This window comes from Pararcticibacter amylolyticus (assembly GCF_003130405.1).
In the GTDB taxonomy this organism is placed as follows: Bacteria; Bacteroidota; Bacteroidia; order Sphingobacteriales; family Sphingobacteriaceae; genus Arcticibacter; species Arcticibacter amylolyticus.
In genome coordinates this window covers 92,644-115,074 of sequence record NZ_QEAS01000004.1, presented here as the reverse complement: position 1 = coordinate 115,074, position 22,431 = coordinate 92,644, and the positions used below count along the sequence as shown (strand labels likewise).

20 protein-coding genes are annotated in these 22,431 nt (G+C 43.4%); 1 reads left to right on the top strand and 19 read right to left on the bottom strand.

The annotated features are described in order from the left end of the window. Positions 1–3: 3 nt before the first annotated feature. Complete coding sequence (locus DDR33_RS06370) at positions 4–2,376, bottom strand: ABC transporter permease (RefSeq protein WP_238387695.1); 2,373 nt, start codon at positions 2,374–2,376, stop codon at positions 4–6. 264 nt (positions 2,377–2,640) lie between these two features. Between DDR33_RS06370 and DDR33_RS06365 the strand changes: the two genes are divergently transcribed. Continuing rightward, on the top strand, positions 2,641–2,946 hold the full coding sequence (locus tag DDR33_RS06365; protein WP_109414938.1) for a hypothetical protein: 306 nt from the start codon (positions 2,641–2,643) through the stop codon (positions 2,944–2,946). A 151-nt stretch (positions 2,947–3,097) separates the two neighbouring features. Here the strand turns inward: DDR33_RS06365 and DDR33_RS06360 are convergent, their stop codons facing one another. The 18 genes from DDR33_RS06360 to DDR33_RS06275 all read right to left on the bottom strand — a co-directional run bounded on the left by DDR33_RS06360 (position 3,098) and on the right by DDR33_RS06275 (position 22,343). Further along, on the bottom strand, positions 3,098–3,433 hold the full coding sequence (locus tag DDR33_RS06360) for a hypothetical protein (protein WP_109414937.1): 336 nt from the start codon (positions 3,431–3,433) through the stop codon (positions 3,098–3,100). Between the two features lie 333 nt (positions 3,434–3,766). Continuing rightward, positions 3,767–5,668, bottom strand: coding sequence for an amidophosphoribosyltransferase (locus tag DDR33_RS06355; RefSeq protein ID WP_109414936.1), 1,902 nt, complete (start codon positions 5,666–5,668; stop codon positions 3,767–3,769). Between the two features lie 86 nt (positions 5,669–5,754). Then, positions 5,755–7,245, bottom strand: a complete 1,491-nt coding sequence (locus DDR33_RS06350) for an NADH-quinone oxidoreductase subunit N (protein WP_109414935.1) — start codon at positions 7,243–7,245, stop codon at positions 5,755–5,757. Position 7,246: 1 nt separating this feature from the next. After that, positions 7,247–8,845, bottom strand: coding sequence for a complex I subunit 4 family protein (locus DDR33_RS06345; protein ID WP_109414934.1), 1,599 nt, complete (start codon positions 8,843–8,845; stop codon positions 7,247–7,249). Next, a complete protein-coding gene (gene nuoL, locus DDR33_RS06340; protein WP_238387694.1) occupies positions 8,842–10,899 on the bottom strand; it encodes an NADH-quinone oxidoreductase subunit L in 2,058 nt (685 codons plus the stop codon). The genes DDR33_RS06345 and nuoL overlap by 4 nt, the downstream gene beginning before the upstream one ends. A 2-nt stretch (positions 10,900–10,901) precedes the next feature. Then, a complete protein-coding gene (nuoK, locus tag DDR33_RS06335; RefSeq protein WP_109414933.1) occupies positions 10,902–11,207 on the bottom strand; it encodes an NADH-quinone oxidoreductase subunit NuoK in 306 nt (101 codons plus the stop codon). Beyond that, positions 11,204–11,746 carry an NADH-quinone oxidoreductase subunit J family protein gene (locus DDR33_RS06330; RefSeq protein WP_109414932.1) on the bottom strand — a complete coding sequence of 181 codons (543 nt, stop codon included), beginning with the start codon at positions 11,744–11,746 and terminating at the stop codon, positions 11,204–11,206. The genes nuoK and DDR33_RS06330 overlap by 4 nt, the downstream gene beginning before the upstream one ends. 1 nt (position 11,747) lies before the next feature. After that, positions 11,748–12,347, bottom strand: coding sequence for a NuoI/complex I 23 kDa subunit family protein (locus DDR33_RS06325; protein WP_109414931.1), 600 nt, complete (start codon positions 12,345–12,347; stop codon positions 11,748–11,750). A 66-nt stretch (positions 12,348–12,413) separates the two neighbouring features. Then, complete coding sequence (locus tag DDR33_RS06320; protein WP_109415103.1) at positions 12,414–13,484, bottom strand: complex I subunit 1/NuoH family protein; 1,071 nt, start codon at positions 13,482–13,484, stop codon at positions 12,414–12,416. Between the two features lie 150 nt (positions 13,485–13,634). Further along, on the bottom strand, positions 13,635–14,201 hold the full coding sequence (locus DDR33_RS06315) for an OmpH family outer membrane protein (RefSeq protein WP_109414930.1): 567 nt from the start codon (positions 14,199–14,201) through the stop codon (positions 13,635–13,637). 39 nt (positions 14,202–14,240) lie between these two features. Beyond that, entirely contained in the window at positions 14,241–14,771 is a 531-nt protein-coding gene (locus tag DDR33_RS06310; protein ID WP_109414929.1) for an OmpH family outer membrane protein, read from the bottom strand. A 168-nt stretch (positions 14,772–14,939) separates the two neighbouring features. After that, entirely contained in the window at positions 14,940–17,501 is a 2,562-nt protein-coding gene (bamA, locus tag DDR33_RS06305; RefSeq protein WP_109414928.1) for an outer membrane protein assembly factor BamA, read from the bottom strand. A 63-nt stretch (positions 17,502–17,564) separates the two neighbouring features. After that, positions 17,565–18,302 carry an isoprenyl transferase gene (locus tag DDR33_RS06300; protein WP_109414927.1) on the bottom strand — a complete coding sequence of 246 codons (738 nt, stop codon included), beginning with the start codon at positions 18,300–18,302 and terminating at the stop codon, positions 17,565–17,567. A gap of 95 nt (positions 18,303–18,397) precedes the next feature. Continuing rightward, positions 18,398–19,231: a type IX secretion system protein PorG gene (porG, locus tag DDR33_RS06295; protein WP_109414926.1), complete on the bottom strand. Its 834-nt coding sequence runs from the start codon at positions 19,229–19,231 to the stop codon at positions 18,398–18,400. A 137-nt stretch (positions 19,232–19,368) separates the two neighbouring features. Next, positions 19,369–20,250 carry an NAD kinase gene (locus tag DDR33_RS06290; protein ID WP_109414925.1) on the bottom strand — a complete coding sequence of 294 codons (882 nt, stop codon included), beginning with the start codon at positions 20,248–20,250 and terminating at the stop codon, positions 19,369–19,371. Positions 20,251–20,325: 75 nt separating this feature from the next. After that, positions 20,326–20,988, bottom strand: coding sequence for a CBS domain-containing protein (locus DDR33_RS06285; RefSeq protein ID WP_109414924.1), 663 nt, complete (start codon positions 20,986–20,988; stop codon positions 20,326–20,328). A gap of 8 nt (positions 20,989–20,996) precedes the next feature. After that, complete coding sequence (locus tag DDR33_RS06280) at positions 20,997–21,761, bottom strand: alpha/beta fold hydrolase (RefSeq protein WP_109414923.1); 765 nt, start codon at positions 21,759–21,761, stop codon at positions 20,997–20,999. 135 nt (positions 21,762–21,896) lie between these two features. Next, positions 21,897–22,343 carry a GatB/YqeY domain-containing protein gene (locus DDR33_RS06275; RefSeq protein WP_109414922.1) on the bottom strand — a complete coding sequence of 149 codons (447 nt, stop codon included), beginning with the start codon at positions 22,341–22,343 and terminating at the stop codon, positions 21,897–21,899. Positions 22,344–22,431: the final 88 nt, after the last annotated feature.

Sequence of the window (22,431 nt, the reverse complement as noted above, 5' to 3'; positions counted from 1 at the left end):
CTACTATTCAGACCGGATACTCTTTACCACCTTCCGGCAGGCCGCTCTAATAGTATAGAAACTGGTAGTCATAAGAGCCATAAATACAGCCATAATACCGGCAAAAGCAAAAACATCTGCCTGAATTGAAATCCTGTAGCTGTAGCCAGCAAGCCAGTTATTCAGGAAGTAAAACGAGAGTGGTGACGCTATGAGGCAGCTGATTAGGACAAGAACAAAGAACTCCCTGGAGAGCAACGTCCATATCTGAGCTGCTGAAGCTCCCAGCACCCGCCGGATTCCAATCTCTTTGGTCCGTTTTTCCGCGATATAGGCAGCCAGACCGACAAGCCCCAAAGAGGATAAAACGATAGCAAGAACAGAAAAAATAACGGATAATTTTCCTGTTAGCTTCATCGTGTTAAATTTTTGCGCGTAATCGTCATCTGTAAAAGCATACTGATAAGGAAAAGCCGGGCTATATTTATTAAAAACAGTGTTTAACCTGGCAATAGCCTGTTCGGATGAAACGCCCTTTGCCAGGCGGTAAAGCAGTAAAGACTGCATTCCCTGCCTGCAGAGGAACATGGTTGGTTCCGCCGGCGCAAATGGAGATCCCATAATTGCGTCACGGGCAATCCCCGCGATGGTAAAAGTTTCATCCTGCCACTGTATCGTCTTGCCAAGAGGGGCTTTCAGCCTTAATCTTTTAATAGCCGCCTCATTGAAAATAACGCTGGTTGAATCATATATGTTCCTGAAATTCCGGCCCTCCTTTAAAGGGATCTGCATCGTTGCAAAATAATCGGGATCGGTTACCACAACTCCCATCTCTACCGTTTCATCAGCAGTCATACCCGGCCACTGGATGCTGCTGTGCCAGTATATATCAGTTGCCGGACTTGAAGACTGGGTAATGTTTTCAACGAGTCTTTGCTGCAGCAGTTCATTTTTCAAAGCAGGATAATTCCGGGACAGATCACTGTTTAAATCTGAGACCATAAGCTGGCTTCTATTGTATCCCAATGGCCTGTTCTTTACAAACTCAATCTGCCTGTAGACGATAATTGTACCTATAATTAAAGCAATTGAAAAACAGAACTGAATCACTACCAGTATTTGCCTGGACAACCCGTGATTACCCTTCCCTCCGGCTGATCCGCTCTTCAGGGCTTGTACCGGGCTGAAAGAGGAAAGCAGAAAGGCAGGCCTGCTGCCGGCGAATAGCGCGGTGATCATTACAAGCCCCGTCAGCATGCTCCAGAAACTTAATGAATAGAAAGGAATATGGATGTGACGGGCAGCCAACTGGTTGAAGGTTGGCAATGCCAGATATACCAGAACGAGTGCAGCGATTGCAGCTATAATGGTGACGATCAACGATTCGGTCAGAAAAAGAATAATTAACTGCAGCCGGTCAGACCCGCTCACCTTTCTAACCCCTACCTCCTTTGCTCTTTTTTCCGCCCTCGCTGTGCTTAAGTTGATAAAATTAATACAAGCGATTATCAGGACAGAAATGCCGATTAACGAAAACATCCTGACATAATCGACAAAGCCGCCCACCTCTTTTCCGTTGACATACTCGCCATATAAATGCCAGTTCTTAAGCGGTTGCAGGATCACATCTGAGTTCATGGCATTTTCGCTGTCTGTTTCCGTTTTTTCGATATGACGGATCTGACTGCTTATTCTCTCCAGTGGTGTTCCGTCTTTCAATTTTATATATATATTAAAGGAATTCCAGCTAAACGAAGACGTCCGCGCTTCTTTTACCCATGATTGAGCCGCCTCCATATAACTGAAGGGAACCAGGAAATCAAACTGAAGACTTGAGTTGTAAGGAATATCTTCCAGAATACCGGTAACTTTCAGGTCGTGCATATTGTCAAAACGAACCAGCTTTTCAATGGCATTTCCTTCGCCGAACAGTCTCTTTGCGGCCTGTGCAGTAAGTACAATGGAATAAGGATCGGAAAGAACCGAAGAGGCATTGCCCTGAACAAATTTATAGTCGAATAACTTCAGGAAATCACTGGCTACCTGGCCCCCCGTTAGTATTAATTTTTTCTCCCCGGCTTTAAGCGTGTGTCTCGAAAAGTTGTCTGTTTCTGCGACGAACTCGATGCCGGGAACCCGCTTCAGTGCATCCGCCAGCTTTAAAGATGTCGTTGTGAAATTAAGGGTATCTCCGTTACTATTGTAATTGCGCCTTACCTGGTATATGCTATCGTAATTATTCAGAAACTTATCATAAGAATATTCATTATGCACCCATAATCCAATCATCAGCGCAACAGCTATTCCGGCTGAAAGCCCTGCCATATTCAGCAATGTATAAGATTTGTTACGGATCAGATACCGCATGGAAACTTTAATGTTATTGAAGTTCATCATCGAATTAAACCGGGAGATATATGTTTTGGCAATATTTTAGCAATATCACACCCAAAAAAACAAAAGACCTAAAAATCAACAATTTACATAAAATCACACTACTTTGAATTGTTCGGATTCGTTCATTAAATGTCCGGAATGGATCATACCCGCCAACGGTTTCAAAATTTGAATCAGCTACCTATTTCACTATGTAAGCCAAAGAAACACTTGGTTTTATAATTCGATTTCGCTAATTTTGACTAAACACCGAACTTAATTGCTATGTTAAAAGACCTGAAAACCGCAAAGGAACACTCCCTTATGACTGGTTCAGCCAAAGCTGTAGAATCAGTAACCAGGCTTCTGCAAACGAAGGCCATCAGCATTACGGATAATACCGTTTATCTCTATCCTGAGTTATGGGCCGACGAGGAAAAAGCCAGAATTTGGATGAAAAACCTTCATCTGTATTGCAGACTTACGGACAATCTTCCCTTGGGCATGACGCTCTATTTCAAAAATATTGAAACGGGAAAACTTCTTGGATTTTATCAGGATGAAAGAGCGACAATAATGAGCAATGAGTAAACATTTACATTATCGAAACAACACCACTTTAAAATAAGCCATTGACTATCTGACGCCTCAGTAAAGGGAAGGTGATAAGGTAAGATGCCCCCTTTTACGGTTCGGAGGACTGAAAAGTCCGCCTTTAAAGAATTCAGACCGCTTCTGACGGTCACACAGAACAAAGGAAGGCTTCCTCTAATGTCTCTTTGTGCGAGCCGGAAGAATTTAACTGAAACTGTTCTTCTGCGTAAAGAAGGATCACAATTTCCATTTCATCTTTTTTGTACCTCGTATACAACTTTTCGGCACATATAAGTCCGCTATCCCTTACCCGTTCGTATTGCGCAACAACCTGCTCATCATCAAAAAAATCTTCTATCTGAAAATCTATGACGTCCCCTGTTTGGGGGATATAAGACGGATTTTCGAAAATAATATGACAATTCCCTTCATAACCCCTTGCAATGAGAGGAAAATCAAATTCATAACGTAAAATAGTCTTCATAATCCTGCGTTAACGTGTCCCGTACTTTTAAAGCAAATCACTGCTCCGGTCTGACCTCTTTTCCTCCCCTTAATTTGCTAAAACTAAATTACTAAACGCCGGCGGTATGAAAAATGACAGCGATCATAAAGTCAGCGTAAATAATATGACATAAAATACATTGAAAACCAACCCATTGCACATTTCATTAGTTAAACGGCGATTATCGTTGATTTTTAGTAGTCAGGAAAGGCAGAATCTCATTTAAACTAAAAGCGGCTGTTCAAAAATGAACAGCCGCTTTTATACAATTCAGCATATCGTATTGCCTGTTGAACGGGGTATATCTCGAATTTACACGTAAGCTCTCTGGTTCTTCCCTTCTACCCAATTCATAAAGGCACGGTTGACAACCTTATTGCCACCAGGTGTAGGATAGTTCCCGGAGAAATACCAGTCGCCAAGGTGAGCCGGGCAAGCTTTGTGAAGATTATCTAAAGTCTGATAGATCACCTTAATTTCAGCTTTAACATTCTTGGGTGATATAATCTGGGCAATTTTGGCAGCAATCTCTTCGTCTGTAAACGGATCGTAGATAGCTTTAATGTAATTCTCCACATCCTCCTTATTCATCTCTAACGAGGCCTGGCACTTTTCGTAAGTTTCCCAGATAATATGTTCTCTGCCGCTCTCCTTCAAAAGTGAGATAGCAGCCTCAAACGCAACAAATTCTCCCATCCTTGACATATCTATGCCATAGCAGTCGGGGTAACGAATCTGGGGAGCGGAAGATACCACGACAATCTTTTTCGGGCCTAAGCGGTCAAGAATTCTAAGGATACTCTGCTTTAGGGTAGTACCTCTTACAATGGAGTCATCAATCACGACGAGATTATCCTGGCCCGAGTTGATAATACCATAGGTGGTGTCATACACATGAGAAACCATATCCTGCCTGTCGGCATCCTGGGTGATAAATGTCCTCAGCTTCACATCCTTGATCGCAATCTTTTCCACACGTGGTTCGAGACTCAGCATTTCTTCCAGTTCTGTGTCGGAGATCTTGTCCGCACGATTTAAAAGAGTGTCTCTCTGATATTTCTTAATATGTTTATGTAAGCCATCCACCATTCCGTAGAATGCGACTTCCGCTGTATTCGGAATAAATGAGAACACGGTATTCTTGAAATCATAATTAACCGCTTCCAGAATTTGGGGGCATAAAAGACGGCCTAACTGCTTACGCTCGCCATAAATAGCAGCATCACTTCCTCTTGAAAAGTAAATACGTTCAAAAGAACAGGATTTATGCTCTTCAGGCTCCTTAAATTGTTCTTCGCTTATTTCGCCGTTCTTTTTAATGATAAGAGCATGACCGGGCTTTATCTCTTTTATGGCATCAAAGGCAACGTTAAATGCAGTTTGAATGGCAGGCCTTTCAGATGTTACGACGACAATTTCGTCATCATAATAATAGTAAGCAGGCCTGATGCCCGACGGATCCCGCATGACGAAGGCATCACCGTGTCCGAAGATCCCCTCTATCGTGTATCCCCCGTCCCAGGTTTTGGCAGAACGCCTAAGTATTTTAGCGACATCCAGGTTGTCAGAGATCAGGCGGCTGATCTCCGCATTGCTGAACCCTTCAGCTTTAAAATTATCAAACAGGAATTGATTCTCTGCATCCAGGAAATGGCCAATCTTTTCGAGTACAGTAACAGTGTCTGCTCTTTCTTTCGGATGCTGGCCAAGTTCAAATAGCTGCTCAAGAAGCTCATCCACATTCGTCATGTTGAAGTTTCCGGCAATCACCAGGTTCCTGCTCATCCAGTTATTCTGACGCAAAAACGGGTGGCAATTCTCTATACTGTTTTTTCCATGAGTGCCGTAACGTAAATGCCCCATAAGGACTTCACCCGTAAAACTCACATGTTCTTTAAGCCATTCCGTATTTTCAAACAACTCCGGCGTATGCTGTATATCAGCAAATTTCTTCTGTACGTACTCGAAAATCTCAGAAACCGCATTTGAACCCATCGCCCTGTACCGGCTGATATAACGGTTTCCCGGCGTTACATCTAATTTAATTGTGGCTATCCCCGCACCATCCTGACCTCGGTTATGTTGTTTCTCCATCAGCAGATACAGCTTGTTCAGGCCGTAGAGGGCTGTACCGTATTTCTGCTGATAAAAAGAGAGGGGTTTTAACAGACGAATGAGAGCGATTCCGCACTCATGTTTTATTGCTTCACTCATGGATTATCACTAAGCACGCAAAATTAAGCTTTTTTAAGGACAGTGGAAAATAAGACTCGGTCTCCTGCGGGTAAAAAAGCATCGACCTAGGCTATAAGCCCTGGAAATATACCCCACAATAAAAGAAGGGAAGTTAAAATCAAAATGATAACAGAGAGAAAATCCGGCTTAACCGGGGCAACAGGTTTTCCTTCTGATTGCCTTAAAAACGCATTCAGCGGAACCTTAAAATAGTAAAATAATGAAACGACAGTAGTTACAGCAGCCGTGATCAGCAATGCGAGCAACCATCCCGAATGAGTAACAGAATAATTCTCCAAAACACTTGAAAACACCAGGAACTTTGCCATAAAACCGGCAAGAGGAGGCAACCCTGTGAGGGAAATCAGTATGACCACAAAACAAACCATTTCCAGCTTCATATAACGGCCGAGCCCTTTATATTCACGAATGCTGACAGCTCCTGTCTGATCCTCGATTCTTCCCGCAAGAATAAATGCAGCCATGTTCATGATGGCATAAATAAGCAAATAAAACAAAAGCGGCTTCAGGCCTTGCTGCGAATGAACAATAACGGCCATCAGTATGAACCCCGTATGCCCTATTGAAGAATAAGCCAGCATTCTCTTTATGTTGTCCTGCCACACCGCGGTAAAATTGCCGGCAAGCATGGAAAGAATGGCAACAGCGGAGAGCACTCCCTGAAAATCAAAAACCGGCATTCCTCCTCCCTGAGGACTCAGGCTTTCTGTAAACCTTACCAGGATAGCGAATCCAGCGATCTTGGGACCTGTAGAAAGAAAAGCGGTTACCGTCGTGGGGGCTCCTTCATAAACGTCGGGACTCCAGAAATGCAGAGGCACAAAAGATAATTTAAACCCTATCCCTACCAGTACCAGCCCGACGGCTACATTACCCGCCAGCGACGGCATCTGTGAAAGCCTTTGCAGGAACTGAGGTTCAGCAACGTTCAATGTTCCTGTAAAGGCATAAAGCAGGGACATTCCATATAACATCATAGCCGAACAGGCTGATCCGAAAAGAACATATTTCATAGCAGCTTCTGTCTGCCTGCTGGTACCTGAAACATAGCCAACCATCAGGTAGGACGCGATGGAGATCATCTCGACAGACAGATATATCAGGAGTAAACTTGAAGCCATCGACATTAGGTTTAAGCCGAGAAGAATGACAGGAAGCAGTATGTAAAGATCACCTGCCCCCTTACTGTGTTTTCTAAACTGAGGGCTGAATTTCACAAACACGGCGAAAAACAGGATCACAAAATAAAAGATCTGCTTAAACACGATGCTGAGCCTGTCGGCAAATAAAGTATTACCGAAAATCAAGTGTCCGGACTGGCTCTGATGGGAAGGAAGAAGAGTAACCGCAAAGGAAGCTGTCAAGCCTGTAAGGCAAAGCCAGAATGTTGCAGCAGAGTCCTTTCCTTTAAAGAACAGGTCTGTTAAGATCACGACAATAAATGTGCAGGCCAGAATGAGCTCCGGCATCAGATGCGGGATGCCTGACAATACATCTCTGAGCAGTCCTGCAATATATGGTAACATTTCACTCATATTATTGGGGATTTACTAAACGTATCAGCTCAAGCACTGCTGAATTCATTTTCTCAAAAGCGAGGGAAGGCATCACTCCAAGCAGCACTCCCAGGAACGCAAGAACGGAAAGTGCTATTACCTCTCTCGGGTTAACATCAGTAAGTGCAAGCTTCCATTCCTCCCCCCCCATCAACCTTGTTTCACCAAAAAACATGCGTTGCAAGGTCCAAAGAAGATATCCGGCACTTAATAATATACCAACCGAACCACAGACAGCCATCCAGCGCGGCAAAAACCCATTGACATTTTCAGATGTAAAAGCCCCTATTAAACTGAATGCTTCGGCAATGAAAGCCGAAAAGCCAGGCAGTCCCAGGGAAGCGAAAAATCCAATCATAACAAAAGCAGTGTATTTCGGCATAAGAAGCGCAAGCCCTCTGAAATTGGGAATCTGGCGGTCGTGTACCCTGCTGTATAGCACGCCGACGAGGAAGAACAGCATAGATGACAAAAAGCCGTGACTGATCATCTGCATCATTCCCCCGCTGATACCTTCGGGCGTTACGGAAGCAATCCCCAGCAGCACAAATCCCATGTGCGACACGGAAGAGTATGCGATCAGGCGTTTGAGGTCTGTCTGGGCAAGGGCATTAAGTCCGCCGTAAAGGATAGAGACCACCCCGATAAGTCCCAGCCACCAGGAACTCTGGACAGCAGCATCGGGAAATATACTGAAGCAGATCCGTAAAATACCATAGCCTCCTATTTTGAGCAGGATCCCTGCCAGAATAATAGAGACCGGAGTAGGCGCCTCCACGTGTGCGTCGGGAAGCCAGGTATGCAAAGGAACAACAGGTACCTTAATAGCAAAGGCCACGAATAAAACGATAAAGCCGAGAAGCCGTGCCGGCACTCCCAACAGCATCTGCTTTGATACAACGGAAAAGATCGAGCCGGCAGTGTAATTTGCAGGATCCATCATTGCAAGCATATTAAACGTATGGCTCCCCGTCTTAGGATCAGTAACCGAGAAATACAAGCCAATGATCACCAGAAGCATAAAAACTGAGCCCAATAAGGTATACAGGAAGAACTTTATCGCCGCATATTCCCTTCTTACCCCTCCCCACATGCCTATCAGGAAATACAAAGGCAGCAACATCAGCTCATAGAAAATGTAAAACAGGAAAAAGTCGAGAGATGAAAACACACCCATTACCGCTGTATCCAGCAAAAGAAAAAGGGCAAAATATCCCTTCAGGTTAGTTTTAATTTCCCATGAGGCGAGAACAGCCACCAGCATCACAATGGATGTGAGAACCAGCAAAGGCATCGAAAATCCATCGATACCCAGAAAATAATCTATCTGAAGTTTTCCCAGGCCACCTAAATCAATACTGATCCAGGGAAGGCGTTCTACCAACTGGAATTTATTCTGATCAGACACTCCAGCCAGATCAGCATTGAAATTCATGTACATGAAAGCACTCAGCACAATCTGGATAACGATCGTTCCAAGGGCCACATACTTAAAACGGCTTTGCCAGGCCGACGGCATCACCAGTATAAGAACTCCCGCAAGTAAAGGAAGAAATATCAATGTAGAAAGCAAACTCATATAGTTCCGCTGTAATATTTATAAATAAAGAAAGCCAGCACCACCAGAAGCATCGTTACAAAATAATGCTGAAGCCGGCCGGTTTGAAAATGCCCGAAAAAACGCCCCCCCTGTCCCGTTAAATATGCTGCACCATTCACGATTCGATCGACAATGTTGCGGTCAGTCCATGCCGCCATAACAGATAATGCTTTAGCGGCACGGGCAAATATATTTACCAGGCCATCTACAACTACCCTGTCAAAACGGTAAACCAACCTTGACACACTTACAAAACCAGAAACAAGAACATTTGTATAGAATTGGTCAATATACCATTGCCCTTCTGCAAATCTGAACAAGCCGGATGCTGAAAAATCAGGCTTTCTCTGTTGTTTACCATACCATAACCAGGCAATAAAGATCAGCAGCATAGCTATCAGGTTCACCGCTAAAGGAATGATCGTATGAAATAAATTGACCCTTGTCATGCTATCGGTTACCGGGAAGCCTTTGAGTATCCAGGCATCTTCAAAAAGAAATGGATTCAGAGAGAACGCCGGAAAAAAACAAAAAACGGCAAGGACTACCAGCACATACTTCATTGCTGAAGGAGCCTCGTGTATATGAACGTGTACCAGCAGCTCTTGTTCGAGCCGTAGTTCACCGAAAAACACCTTAAAGATTAATCTTGAGATATAGAATGCAGTTAACCAAGAGGTAAGAAGCGCTGAATAAGGAATCAGTTTAGCTAAACCGCTATGTCCCTCAGCCCATTCAAAAGCATTTATCAGGATACTGTCTTTGGACAAATATCCTGACATCAGCGGAAGACCAGTAAGAGCAAGAGAAGCTATCACCATGGTTGCAAATGTTACCGGCATACGTTTCCTCAGGCCTCCCATCAGCCTGATGTCCTGGGGATCGAATGCGATGCCCTGCTTGTCTTTTACATGAGCCATCTCGTGGATAACAGCTCCTGCAGCAAGGAAGAGAAGGCATTTAAAAAAGGCATGTGTTACAAGATGGAATAAGCCGGCCGCCTGAGCTCCTGTCCCCATCGCCAGCATCATAAAGCCCAGCTGCGAAATTGTCGAAAATGCAAGAATCCGCTTGATATCATTTTGAACAAGAGCAATCGTGGCCGCCATAAATGCCGTAAATGCTCCGGTAATAGCAATGATCAGTAAAACGTCATCACCGAAAAGCGGGTAAATCCTGGCAAGCAGGAAAACGCCTGCAGCAACCATCGTGGCTGCATGAATCAGCGACGATACAGATGTCGGTCCCTCCATCGCATCCGGCAGCCATGTATGAAGCGGAAACTGAGCCGACTTGGCTACCGCTCCGAGGAAGAATGCAATGCCTGCGGCTGTAAGCCAACCTGCAGGCATCATGCCCGCTTGTGACTGCCACATTCCGCCTTTTACGACTGCGTTAGCCACTAAGCCATTGCTGCCAAAAAGCTCCGTCAAATCCAGGGTGTGAAATTGGGTAAGGGTGATCATAATCCCTATGAGGAAGCCCAGGTCACCTATCCGGTTAACAATAAAAGCTTTTTTATTAGCCAGTACGGCTGTATGGCGTGTAAACCAGAAACCAATAAGCAGGTATGATGAAAAACCGACCAGTTCCCATGCCATGTACATCAGCAGAAGGTTGTCGGCAATTACCAGGCCCAGCATGGCGAAACAAAACAAGCCCAGGTAAGCCCAGTAACGGTGCAGGTATGGATCGCCCTGCATATACTTTGTTGAATAGACATGGACGAGCAACGCGATACCGGAAACAAGCAGCATCATCAGAACAGAAAGGTTGTTCAGAAGGATACCTGTGTAAAGCGTAAAATCCCCTATAGTAACCCATTCAATGCGAAAATGAAAGGATTGCTGGTTCCATACCTTAAGGAAAAGAGCACCGGAAAGGATGAGACTCAGACCTATATTAAATATGGCGGCAGCTCCTTTACCGGCAGGTTTTACCGGAACAAAAAGACTGATAAAAAAAGTAAGCAGCGGTAAAAACGCAGCCAGCAATGCTATTTGAGCTATATTTTGATCTGTTAGTGTGTCCAAAGTTAATCCCTCAACTGGTCTATCTGTGTCGGATCAATTGTTTTATAATATCCGTAAACATTCAGGATAATTGCCAGCGCAACGGCAACCGCAGCAGCAGCAAGAACAATAGCAAACAATGCAAATGTCTGCCCTCCGGCGGCAAATTTATCATACCTGCTGAATGCAACAAAATTAAGTATCGCAGCATTTAGCATAAACTCAATTCCTATAAGGATCATGATGGCACTTCGCTTGGATAACACCGCGTAAAGCCCGATACAGAACAGGGCGGCACTGATGATCATAAAATGAGAAAGAGGGATCATATTTTACGTTCCTTTCTTGCCAGGTGCGCTGCGCCAATCAGCGCAAGCATTAATAAAAGGGATACAACTTCAAACGGGACGAGATAACGTGTCATTAGGTTTATGCCAAGATAATGGATAGTATTATCTGTAGGCTTCAGTGTGCTTTTATCCGCATTCTTAATCCATTCAATCTGTTCCGGGTTTGATTGCAGTACCACCGCGATGAGTACAGCAAAAAAGAGTCCTGCTACCACCATCCCCGGCAGATGATGAATGCCGGCTGCACTCACCCTGGTAGCATCCGGATTATTAAGAATATCCCGGTTCGACAGGAGGAAGGTGAAGATCATTAATACCAGCACTCCCCCTACATAAACCACCACCTGGGTAATGGCGACAAAGTCGGCAAGGGTAAAAACAAAAAGTCCTGCCATAGAGAACAAGGTAACAAAAAAGAGAAATATAGCCCTCACCTGGTTCTTCAAAACCACTACCATAAATGCCGACAATAGCACCAGTGCTGAAAAGATATAAAATACCACTTGCTCTGCCATCATATTATTCTTGTTTCTTTTGATCAGCAGAGCGGGCAGCGGCTTCTTTGGCTGCCTGCTTTTCCGCCTGTTGTTTAGCCAGTTCCTTCCTTTTCTCTTCTGCTTCCGAAGGAGTCATATCAGAGAACTTATACGTGAGATCTGTTATATTAAATACCGTACGATCATACTGGTTGGTCATCGTGATACATTCTGTTGGGCAAACAACCGTACATAATCCGCAATAAAGACACTTTGACATATCAATATCGAACTTTGCCGCGTAAAGCCGCTTTGTGCTTCCATCTGATGTTTGCCCGATTGGTCCGGTAGCTTTAATACTTTCTATTTCAATACAGTCTACAGGACAGATCTTCGCACACAGGTCACAAACTATACAGTCATCAATTTCTACATGTAACTGATAACGCCCCACTTCCGGAATCGGGATCTTTTCTTTGGGATACTGTACCGTAACGACGCCTTCTTTCTGCTCAAAATAGTTATCCGACTTGATATCAACACTTTTACGCCGTTTCTTTACTGCAAAGAAATGCTTAAGTGTAAGAGACAAGCCCTTCCATGCAGTACTCAGTGCCCGTATCGTCTTTTTTATGATCAAAATATACTAGCTTTTGTCTATCAGGCTTTTAGCCCGGCCCGTGTTATTCTTAATATTTATTTTCCATCCCTACATCACCATCAGTCTCCACAATCCCGAAACCAGCATGCACAAAAAGGCAAGCGGTGTCAATACTTTCCAGCAAAGGTTCATTAACTGATCCATGCGGAGCCTTGGCAAAGTCCAGCGCATCCACATTTGTATTCCCACTACTAGCAGTACTTTAGAAAGCGTCCAGAAAAATCCCCATCCTATTCCGCTGGTCCAGTCGGCAAGCCTTACACTTCCAATGTTCGGCAATGGCGTATTCCATCCGCCGAGAAAAAGGATCACCCCCAGCATTCCAACCAGGAACATCATAGAATATTCTGCAAGGAATATAAAGGCAAACCGGAGCCCTGTATATTCAGTATGAAAACCTGCCACCAGTTCAGATTCCGCTTCGGGAATATCGAAAGGCGCGCGGTTACATTCTGCCAGAGAAGCTATAAAGTAAATGATATATGCAATGATTAGATGAGGGGCCTGAAATATATGCCAGGCAAAGACACCGCCGGTTTTACTAACATCCCATATACCCAGGAACTTTATCGCTTCAACAGAGGCAACACCCTGCCTGAGGCCGATCACATGAAGATCGAGGCTCTGTGCTATCATGACGGAAGAAATCAGGGCGATCCCGGCAGGAATCTCATAGGATACAACCTGGGCAACGGAACGCAATCCCCCCAGGAGAGAATACTTATTGTTCGATCCCCATCCCGCCATCAGGATCCCAAGCGACTCAACCGAAATGATTGCAAAAACATAAAAAACCCCGATATTCAGGGAAACGGGGGCAACATCTTCAGCCCAGGGCAAAGCCGCAAATCCCATATATACAGACAGGAAGATCACTAAAGGAGCCGCAGCAAACAACAGTTTATCTGCAACATGAGGAACGATGAGCTCCTTCTGCAGCATCTTCAGAATATCGGCGAAGGTCTGCAGGCTACCCCATTTTCCGGTCTCCATAGGGCCCAGCCTGTCCTGGATAAATGCAGATACCTTTCTTTCAGCATAGACTGCGAAAAGAGCAAAGAGTGCCGTAAACGAAAACAGAAGCCCTCCTATTAGTACATTAATTATATAGAGATTCAATTTTATTTTTGTAGTAACTGCAAACTTAAAAAATACACCGGAATTTTTGCCAAAATTCTGACTTATGAAAGTCAGATGATAAAAACCCCGTAAAACAAAAAAGGTGAAGTTTTTCAACCCCACCTTTTTGTTTTACCCTTAGACTTATGCTTATTTCTTCTGAGCTGCAGGAGCTGCTGCTGTCGCAGATATTCCCAGTTTCGTTTTAACGATTCCCATGATATCTTCTCCACCGTCAAAGTAGATAAGAGACTGCTGAGAGCTATCGAACACATAAGCATAACCTTTTTCCTTTGCTACTGCTTTGATGGCATTCTCAGCTTTCTGCATGATCGGAGTATAAAGTTCCTGCTGCTTCTGGCCCATTTCCTGCTGAGCTTTTTGCTGAGTTTCCTGCATTCTCTTGGTGAAATCTTCGATTTCTTTTGCCATTACTTCCAGTTCCTTAGACACAGCGTCTTTATTAGCCTGGCTTAAAGTGGCTTCTTTATCTCTATAAGCCTGGATCTTTTTCTGACGTTCAGCATCCATCTGCTCAAGAGTAGTTTGTTTTTGCTTTTGAAAAGTCTGCATCTGAGCATCAGCAGTCTTGATTTCCGGCATAGCCTGTAAAAGATCAGCTGAGTTGATATGTGCTACTTTTTGTTGTGCGTTGACAGCATTTCCTGTTAAAAATAATCCTACCGCTACTACTGCTACTTTAACTAATTTTTTCATTTGAGAATTTTAATTATTAAGATGGTTTTTATACGTGGTTTATTGTGCTAGGGTTCCTGGTTTATATCCAAGCCGTGTAATAACTTCGTTGCTTTTATCGAGCCTTGAGCTTGCATACAACATAATTACCTGGCTGTTCTTGTCTAATATCATATCAAGCTGGTTGCTCTGTGCTACTGCTTCCACAGCCTTAGCCACCCTCTCCTGGATAGGCTTTACCAGTTTAATCCTTTGCTGATACAATTCGCCCTCAAATCCAAATTTCTGTCTTTGAAACTCTTTTGCCTCTTTTTCCTTATCAACGATTTCCTGCTCCCTGCGTTTCCGCATATCCGGAGTTAGAAGTACCTGGTCTGCCTGATATGCTTTATACAATTTTTCAACCTCCGCCAAACGGTCGTCAACCTGCTTCTGCCACTGCTGAGACAGCGCGTCAAGCTGCTTCTGGGCTGAGTTATATTCGGGTATATGTTTTAAAATGTATTCACTGTCAACATAGGCAAATCGTTGAGCAAATGCTGAAAGCCCTGAAACACAAATAAACGAAACGATTAACAGCAATTTCTTCATTATATAATTTTCTTTTCTAATGAAACGATACAAATTGTAACAAATTATCTTCTATCAAAAGTTACATTTCCCAAACACAAACTTATATAAATTTCTGTTATTAGAAATTTTTTTAAAGATTACTTGTTGTCTACTCTTACGATACATCAAATATGAGGCCAACACGGATTAGAAACCTCCGCCTAACTGCTGTGCAATACTAAACTGGAACCGGCCTCCGGATTTCCTAAGCCTGCCGTCGGAAGTGTCGTATACCTTATCAAATCCATATCCCCAGTCGATTCCGAGCAACCCGAAGATTGGCAGGAAGATCCTGGCGCCAACACCGGCTGATCTGCGAACATTGAATGGATTGAAATCACTAAAGCTGTTCCAGGTATTACCTCCTTCAGCAAAGGTTAACATGAAAACGGTAGCCTGCTGGCTGTTCATCAGCGGATAACGCATTTCGACAATATACTTATTAAAGATCGGGCTGCCTGAATAACGGGCAATCTGAGGATCATAACCAAGTGGTGTCACGTTGTTATTTTCATATCCTCTCATAGCGATAACTTCCGAACCTTGCAAATAATCAAAGCCCTGCATCCCGTCTCCTCCTAACTTAAATCGCTCAAAAGCTGATTGTCCCACTGCCTTGTTATACTGGCCAAGGAAACCGAACTGGGCCTGAGTTTTCAGTACAAGCTTGCCAACAATTCTTTGATACCACTGTGATTCAAATTTCCATTTGTGGTATTCAGTAAACCGGTACCTGTCTTCAGGCGTCGCTGTGCTGTAATTTACCTTGTTAAACAGGGAATAAGGTGGAGTTAGTTGTACTGTTAACCTGATATGAGAACCAGATGTCGGGTATATAGGAGCATCCACAGAATTTCTGCTGAACTCCTCTGTAATATTGAAGTTGTAGGATGTTCCATTGCTCAAAATAAAATTAGGATAGTTCTTAATCTTATATTGCTGAATGTTGATTGAGTGGTTGAGGTTGAAGTAATCATCAGGCCACTTCAATCTATTACCCAAGCTAAAGGTAACTCCATTAAGACGGATCCTGTACTTCTGGTCATCAGTATAATTATAATACCGTGCATAATCATCATTGGAGCTCAAAGAAGTAAAGGCGCTTATTCCAAAATATACAGGCTTCTTACCCCCAAGCCATGGTTCAGAGAAAGAAAAGCTATATGACTGGTACGACTTACCATTCGTTTGTCCCCTGATGCTCAGCTTCTGTCCATCTCCCTTAGGCAGGGGCTTCCATTCTTTAAAATTGAAAAGATTGCGCGCAGAGAAGTTGTTGAACGTAAGACCGAGTGTTCCGATAATACGTCCGCCGCCAAAACCTCCGGACAACTCAATCTGATCTGATGGTTTTTCTGCAACCACATACTCCAGATCTACTGTACCATCTGCAGGATTCGGTACAGGGTGAACATCTGTTTTCGTTTCATCAAAGTTCCCGAGCTGGGCAATTTCACGTGTTGTACGAACCACCAGCTCTTTAGAGAATTTCTGACCAGGCTTCGTCCGGATTTCCCGTCTCACAACCTTATCGTTCGTAATATCGTTCCCTTTTATGCTAACCTTGTTAATCGTATATTGAGGGCCTTCGTAAACGCGAAGCTCTACGTCAATAGTATCTCCATATATCTTCGTCTGTACCGGGTCAACATTGAAAGTCAGATACCCGTTATTGAGGTATAAAGACGATATATCATCCCCGTTAGGATTGCCTCTTAACTTTTTCTCAAGCTTTTCTTCACTGAAAACGTCTCCTTGTTCTATCGCCAGCAGATCATTAAGAGTCTTGGTTGGATAAACAGCATTACCTGCCCAGGTAACTTTTCCGAAATAATACTTAGGGCCTTCATGCAACTTTATATGAATATCAACACGGCCGGTTGGCTTCTTGATCACAGAATCACTGATGATCTCGGCATCCCGGTATCCCTTATCTTGTATTTTAGCAACCAGGGTGCGTTTATCCTCCTCGTATTTGTCCTGTAAAAATTTACCGGACCTGAAAATATTGATCGACGAACGCTCCTTCGTCTTCTTCAGAAACTTCCGAAGCTGTTTTTCTTTGAAATTCTTGTTCCCTTCGAATGAAATATCGTCAACCTTAGTCTTGGTTTTCTTGTCTACATTGACAACCAGGATCACATTGTTTGCTTCCGTTGTATCTTTTTTCTGCTCGTAGTTCACTTCTGTAAACAGGTAGCCTTTCTCGTGAAAGAACTTCTTGATTATCGCAGATGTCGTACTCTTCAGGGCTTCATTGACAATACGGCCGGTTTTATCTTTCAGCTTTTCCTTTATATCATCTGTTTCGCCTTTTTTCATTCCCTTAAAATCCATGCGGGTAAGGCGCGGACGCTCTGTAACCGCGATATTAAAGAAAATAGTATCCCCTTTAAGCGATCCTCTTAGCTGCACATCATCCAGCAGACCCTGCTGCCAGAGATTCTTTACAGCATTTGAAGTGGCATCTCCGGGAACTGAAATACGTTCTCCTTTAACAAGCTTGGAGATCTGGATCAGGATATCCGGCTCAAGATACTGAGTACCCGAAACTGTAATCCCGCCTACTATATATTCTTTCGGATTAAGATAACTTAATTCATCGTCCGCATGAGGACGCAGTTGCAATCCCTGCGGACGTCCACCCAACTGAGCCAGTGACGCCGTAGCTGAAAAGAGAAAAAGTATTATTATAAGAAATCTGTTCATTTAGTTTTTTGACGTTGCTAAAATAACGGTATCAGTTGTTAAATTTTGTTAAATGGAAATTTTTTAAATCTGCTCGCTGGTAAGCCCGAAACGCCGTTCTCTCTTCTGAAAATCGAGTATAGCTTCAAAGAGGTCCTCTCTCCTGAAATCAGGCCAAAGCTTGGAAGTGAAATACAACTCAGAATATGCAAGCTGCCATAACAAATAATTGCTGATCCTGTACTCACCGCTTGTGCGGATCAGCAGCTCAGGATCGGGAATCCCTGCGGTGGTAAGCTGCTCTGCAAAGATTTGCTCATTGATGTCTTCAGGCTTTAACGTTCCGTTCGCAACCTGCTCCGACACCTTCTTTACCGCCTCCACTATCTCCCATCGGGAACTATAACTTAAAGCCAGCGTTAATGTGCTTTTCTTGTTCGATGATGTTTTAGCTATTGCCTCCTGAAGCTGCTTTACACACCGGGATGGCAGCTGTTTCAAATCGCCTATGGCATTTAAACGCACGTCATTCTCCATTAGTGTCTTCGTTTCCTTATTTATAGTAGAAATAAGAAGTTCCATCAGGGCAGTCACCTCAAGCCAGGGGCGGTTCCAGTTTTCTGTCGAAAAAGTATATAAGGTAATATACTTTACTCCAGCCTCTACTGCACCTTCTACTACATCCCTCACAGACTGGACCCCGCTTTGATGGCCAAAAAAACGCATTTTGCCTTTCTCTTTCGCCCATCGCCCGTTCCCATCCATAATAATGGCTATATGCTGAGGTACCCTCGTCTTGTCAATTCTTTCAAGCAAACTCATGTAAATTCAAGCCTAATGAGGCATTTGGGTGTCAAAGGTATAAAAAAAAAGAAAGCGGACAATCGATTAATAATGAAAGATAAGAGCAATTCTGCCTATTCAACAGCGGGGCACTTGCTGCTGAGAAAAGTATAGGTAAGTGTGATACCTGAAAAGAGATAAGTATCCCGCGGACGGAAATCGCCGCGCTGCGTATAAGGTGCATTCGCCGGGTAATTCTTTTCCCATGAACGGTCCGCCAGCTTGCGTCTCAGGTTGTTTTCCTCCGTGTCGGGTAAGTTGGAGAAGTTTGCATACCGGCCGCTTACATCATCCAGGTAATCCGTAAACGTTGTCCTGTAGCCTATTTCAGCTCCAAGCGTCCAGTTTCTGAAAATGTTATATTTTATCCCGGCTCCGAAAGGGACCGTGATCGCATACCTCTTATAGGGGTCATTAAGACTTTGATTTTCTGTTCCCAGAGGGTTCAGTTCTACCGTTTGCAATTCATTATTTGAATCCCTGTATTTCGTTTGGGGATTAAACAATACAAGGCCTCCCCCCGCAAATAAATAAGGAGAATACCGTTTTCTGCTCAGCGAGGGAATATAATTGAAAAAATTAAACTCTGCCTGTAAACTCATTTCCGTAACAGGAGAAAAAAAACTCAGGTTTCGTCTTTTCTGGTAATCGTTATTGGATAAGGAATCAGTCGCTGCAATACGTCCATGTGTCAGATTCAGCTTTACAGACCAGTATCCGTCGATATTCTTTTTCACAAGCACGCCGTATGCTGCATTGTTGATCTTATACGGTTTCACCGGATTCAGATCCCCCATATACCCGGCACCTCCGGCAAACACTCCAACTTCCCAGCTTTGGGCTGAAACCAAACGCGGGATATATAAGAGAATAAATATTAAAAGGATCCTGAACCTCTTTAAAATCATGAACTAAATAACCAGATGCAGCAAGTACACTTTATTAACTGATAAATAAACAAATTGTTATACTGATTTTCGCTTTTAAAGGTTCCGTAAGGATGAGTAAAAAAACGAAAAACCACTGCGTTCAGTAAATCAAACACTTAATAATTCCGGGTATCAATCCCCCAAAGCATCTTATTTCTCAATGTTGAAAGATAGCTTTCATTATTAAGCCTGACCAGGTTGATCTGAAAAGCAGCTTTACAAACGCTGAACTTTAATGAACAATCTATCACTTCTGTCCTCGAATCAAGCGACAACAAATATTTAGAACTGCGTCCCTCAAGTTCAAACGAGAGTGTATAAGAATCAGAAATAACGACGGGACGGACATTCAGGTTGTGAGGAGAGATAGGTGTGATCAGGAAATTTTCAGACCGGGGAAAGATAATCGGCCCCCCGCAACTTAACGAATATGCCGTAGAACCAGTAGGAGTTGCCACTATCAATCCGTCAGCCCAGTATGAATTAAGAAACTCGCCGTTCAGATAAGCATGAATGATCATCATGGCTGAGTTATCCCGCCGATGGACGGTAAGGTCATTAAGCGCAAAATTCTCGTCTCCGAAAACGTTCCTGTCGGAATCCACTTTAAGCAGATCACGGCTGTCAATAGTATACTCCCGGTTCACAAGGCTCGCAATAGCCGACTGAATATCACCCTTATTAATACTGGCCAAAAATCCCAGCCTGCCAAAGTTGATCCCGATCACCGGGATTCCCGAATCCCTGATCAGGGTAACGGTATCCAGCATAGTGCCGTCCCCTCCCAGACTTAACATCACATCAACCTGGCCCTTAATGTCGTGATGATCTTTGAACAGCCAAAGTTTCCTCGGAAAATAAATACGGCCTGAGATAAACTGGCTGAACTTTTCATAAACATACAGTTCTACGTCAAACTTTCTCAGACAATCAAATACTTCCTGCACAAACGGCAATGTCGTATTACTGAATTCGCGGCCGTAAACTGCTATCTTCATGTGTATAATTTAGTTTTGAGACGTTAGATTGAGATTTGGAATAATATACCTGTAAACTCAAACTCCGGGCTCAATCTAAAAACTCAAATAATTCATTAACTGATCGTACCTGTCTGCTGCACCGGAATCCGCTTTAACATCATTAAACGTTGCAATGATCGTATATTCGTATCTCAGAAAAGACGCGACTATCGGCGAAATATCACTTCTGTTAAGCTTTATCGTGATCTCAGTACGGGTAGAATCAACGAAAGAGGTGATGTAAGAACTAAGTATCTTCGCATTATTAGATTCAACAATTTGAGCAATATGCGAGAGAGAGTTGTTCCGGCTGGTCATTTCAAGAACAATAATGCCGCCAGGCTCCTTCATCGCCGTAATAGAAGCAATATGCTCCATCATCGTGTTGATGGAAATGAGACCGAGGTAGTGCTTATTTTCGTCCAGTACAGGAATAATGCTTAACCGGCTTTCATAAAACAAGCGGATCACCTCATAGATATGCTGCTGATGATCGATAAAGATCCGGTTGAAAGAAAGCCCGCTTTTCTCAAGAAGAGTGGTATAATCAGAAATCTCTATAAGATCATCATCGGATACTACTCCAATAAACTGCGTATCTTCCACAACAGGCAAGTGACTGATACGAAACTCAGACATACGGCCAATCACCTTCTGAATAGTATCAGAAAGTGTCAATGGAGGTATCGCATCTGATATAAGTTCCGCGGCAATCATCTGTTTTTTTACTTCAGTAAAACCCTGTCCAAAAATTTCCGGAGGTATATATTAAACTCCGCCGGCCGTTCCATCATAGGAGCGTGACCGCATTCGTCTATCCAGTTCAGCTCCGAATTGGGAAACAAATTATGAAATTCCTCAGCCACTTCAGGAGGCGTCACTTTATCGTTCTTTCCCCATATCAGGCATACCGGTATGGTGATCTTATGCAAATCCTTTGCCATATTATGACGGATAGCCGATTTTGCCATAGCAAGTATCCGGATCACCTTGTTCCTGTCGTTGACAGTGGTAAATACCTCATCCACAAGTTCCTCAGTAGCCATCGCCGGATCATAAAAAGTAAAGGCAACCTTTTCTTTGATAAAATCATAGCTTTCCCTGCGGGGAAAAGACCCCCCGAACGAATTTTCATAGAGGCCTGAACTGCCCGTGAGCACCAGTGCCTTTACATACTCCGGATTACTTAATGTAAAGATCAGGGCGACATGTCCGCCCAGTGAATTACCGAGCAGGTTGATATTTTTAAGCTGCTTGTGACGTACAAATCTCAGAAGATACTTAGCCAGCGTTGTGACCCCCGTGGTCAGTATAGGAAGCTCATAAATAGGCAGCAAAGGTATTACCACCCGGTATTGAGATTTGAAAGTTTCCGTAACATCCTCCCAGTTGCTCAGGGCACCAAACAGGCCATGGAGCAACAACAGGACATCGCCCTCTCCCTCCTCTATATATTTAAATCCGTCTTCTTCTTTAATAGTATAACTCATAATTCTAAACAAAATTTGTTTAGTCAGGTAACAGTACGTTTACGTATATCTGAAATAAAAGTACAGTTTTAAATACTAAACACAATAAATGCCCGCGAAATAATACTCCCGAAATAACAATTTCGGAATAATACTTCAGGAAAGGAGCTGCTTAACAAGCTCTGAAATAGTCTTTCCGTCCGCTTTCCCTGCAAGCTCCTTATTAGCGGCACCCATCACCTTTCCCATGTCTTTAACAGAAGCAGCGCCGGTACGTTCAATCACCTCTTTTATATAAACAGCGATCTCTTCCCTGCTTAACTGCCTGGGAAGAAATTCTTCAATCACCTCCAGTTCTTCCATCTCTATCTTATAAAGATCTTCCCGGTTCTGAGCCTGATAAATATCCCCCGACTCTCTCCTTTGTTTTGCTAACTTCTGAAGTACTTTAATTTCAGTCTCTTCAGTAAGATTTTCACTAGCGCCCTTTTCGGATTTAGCCAATAAAATAGCAGCCTTAATTGCGCGAAGCCCTCTCAGTCTGGCTTCATTCTTTGAAAGCATTGCTGCCTTAATTTCCTGATCTATCTTTTGTTGTAACATTGTTATTGAGCTATCGGCTCTCAGCTATCGGCAATCAACTTTTTCCTTGTTCTTAAAGCATCATTACCGGCCTGAGCCGTTTGTATTT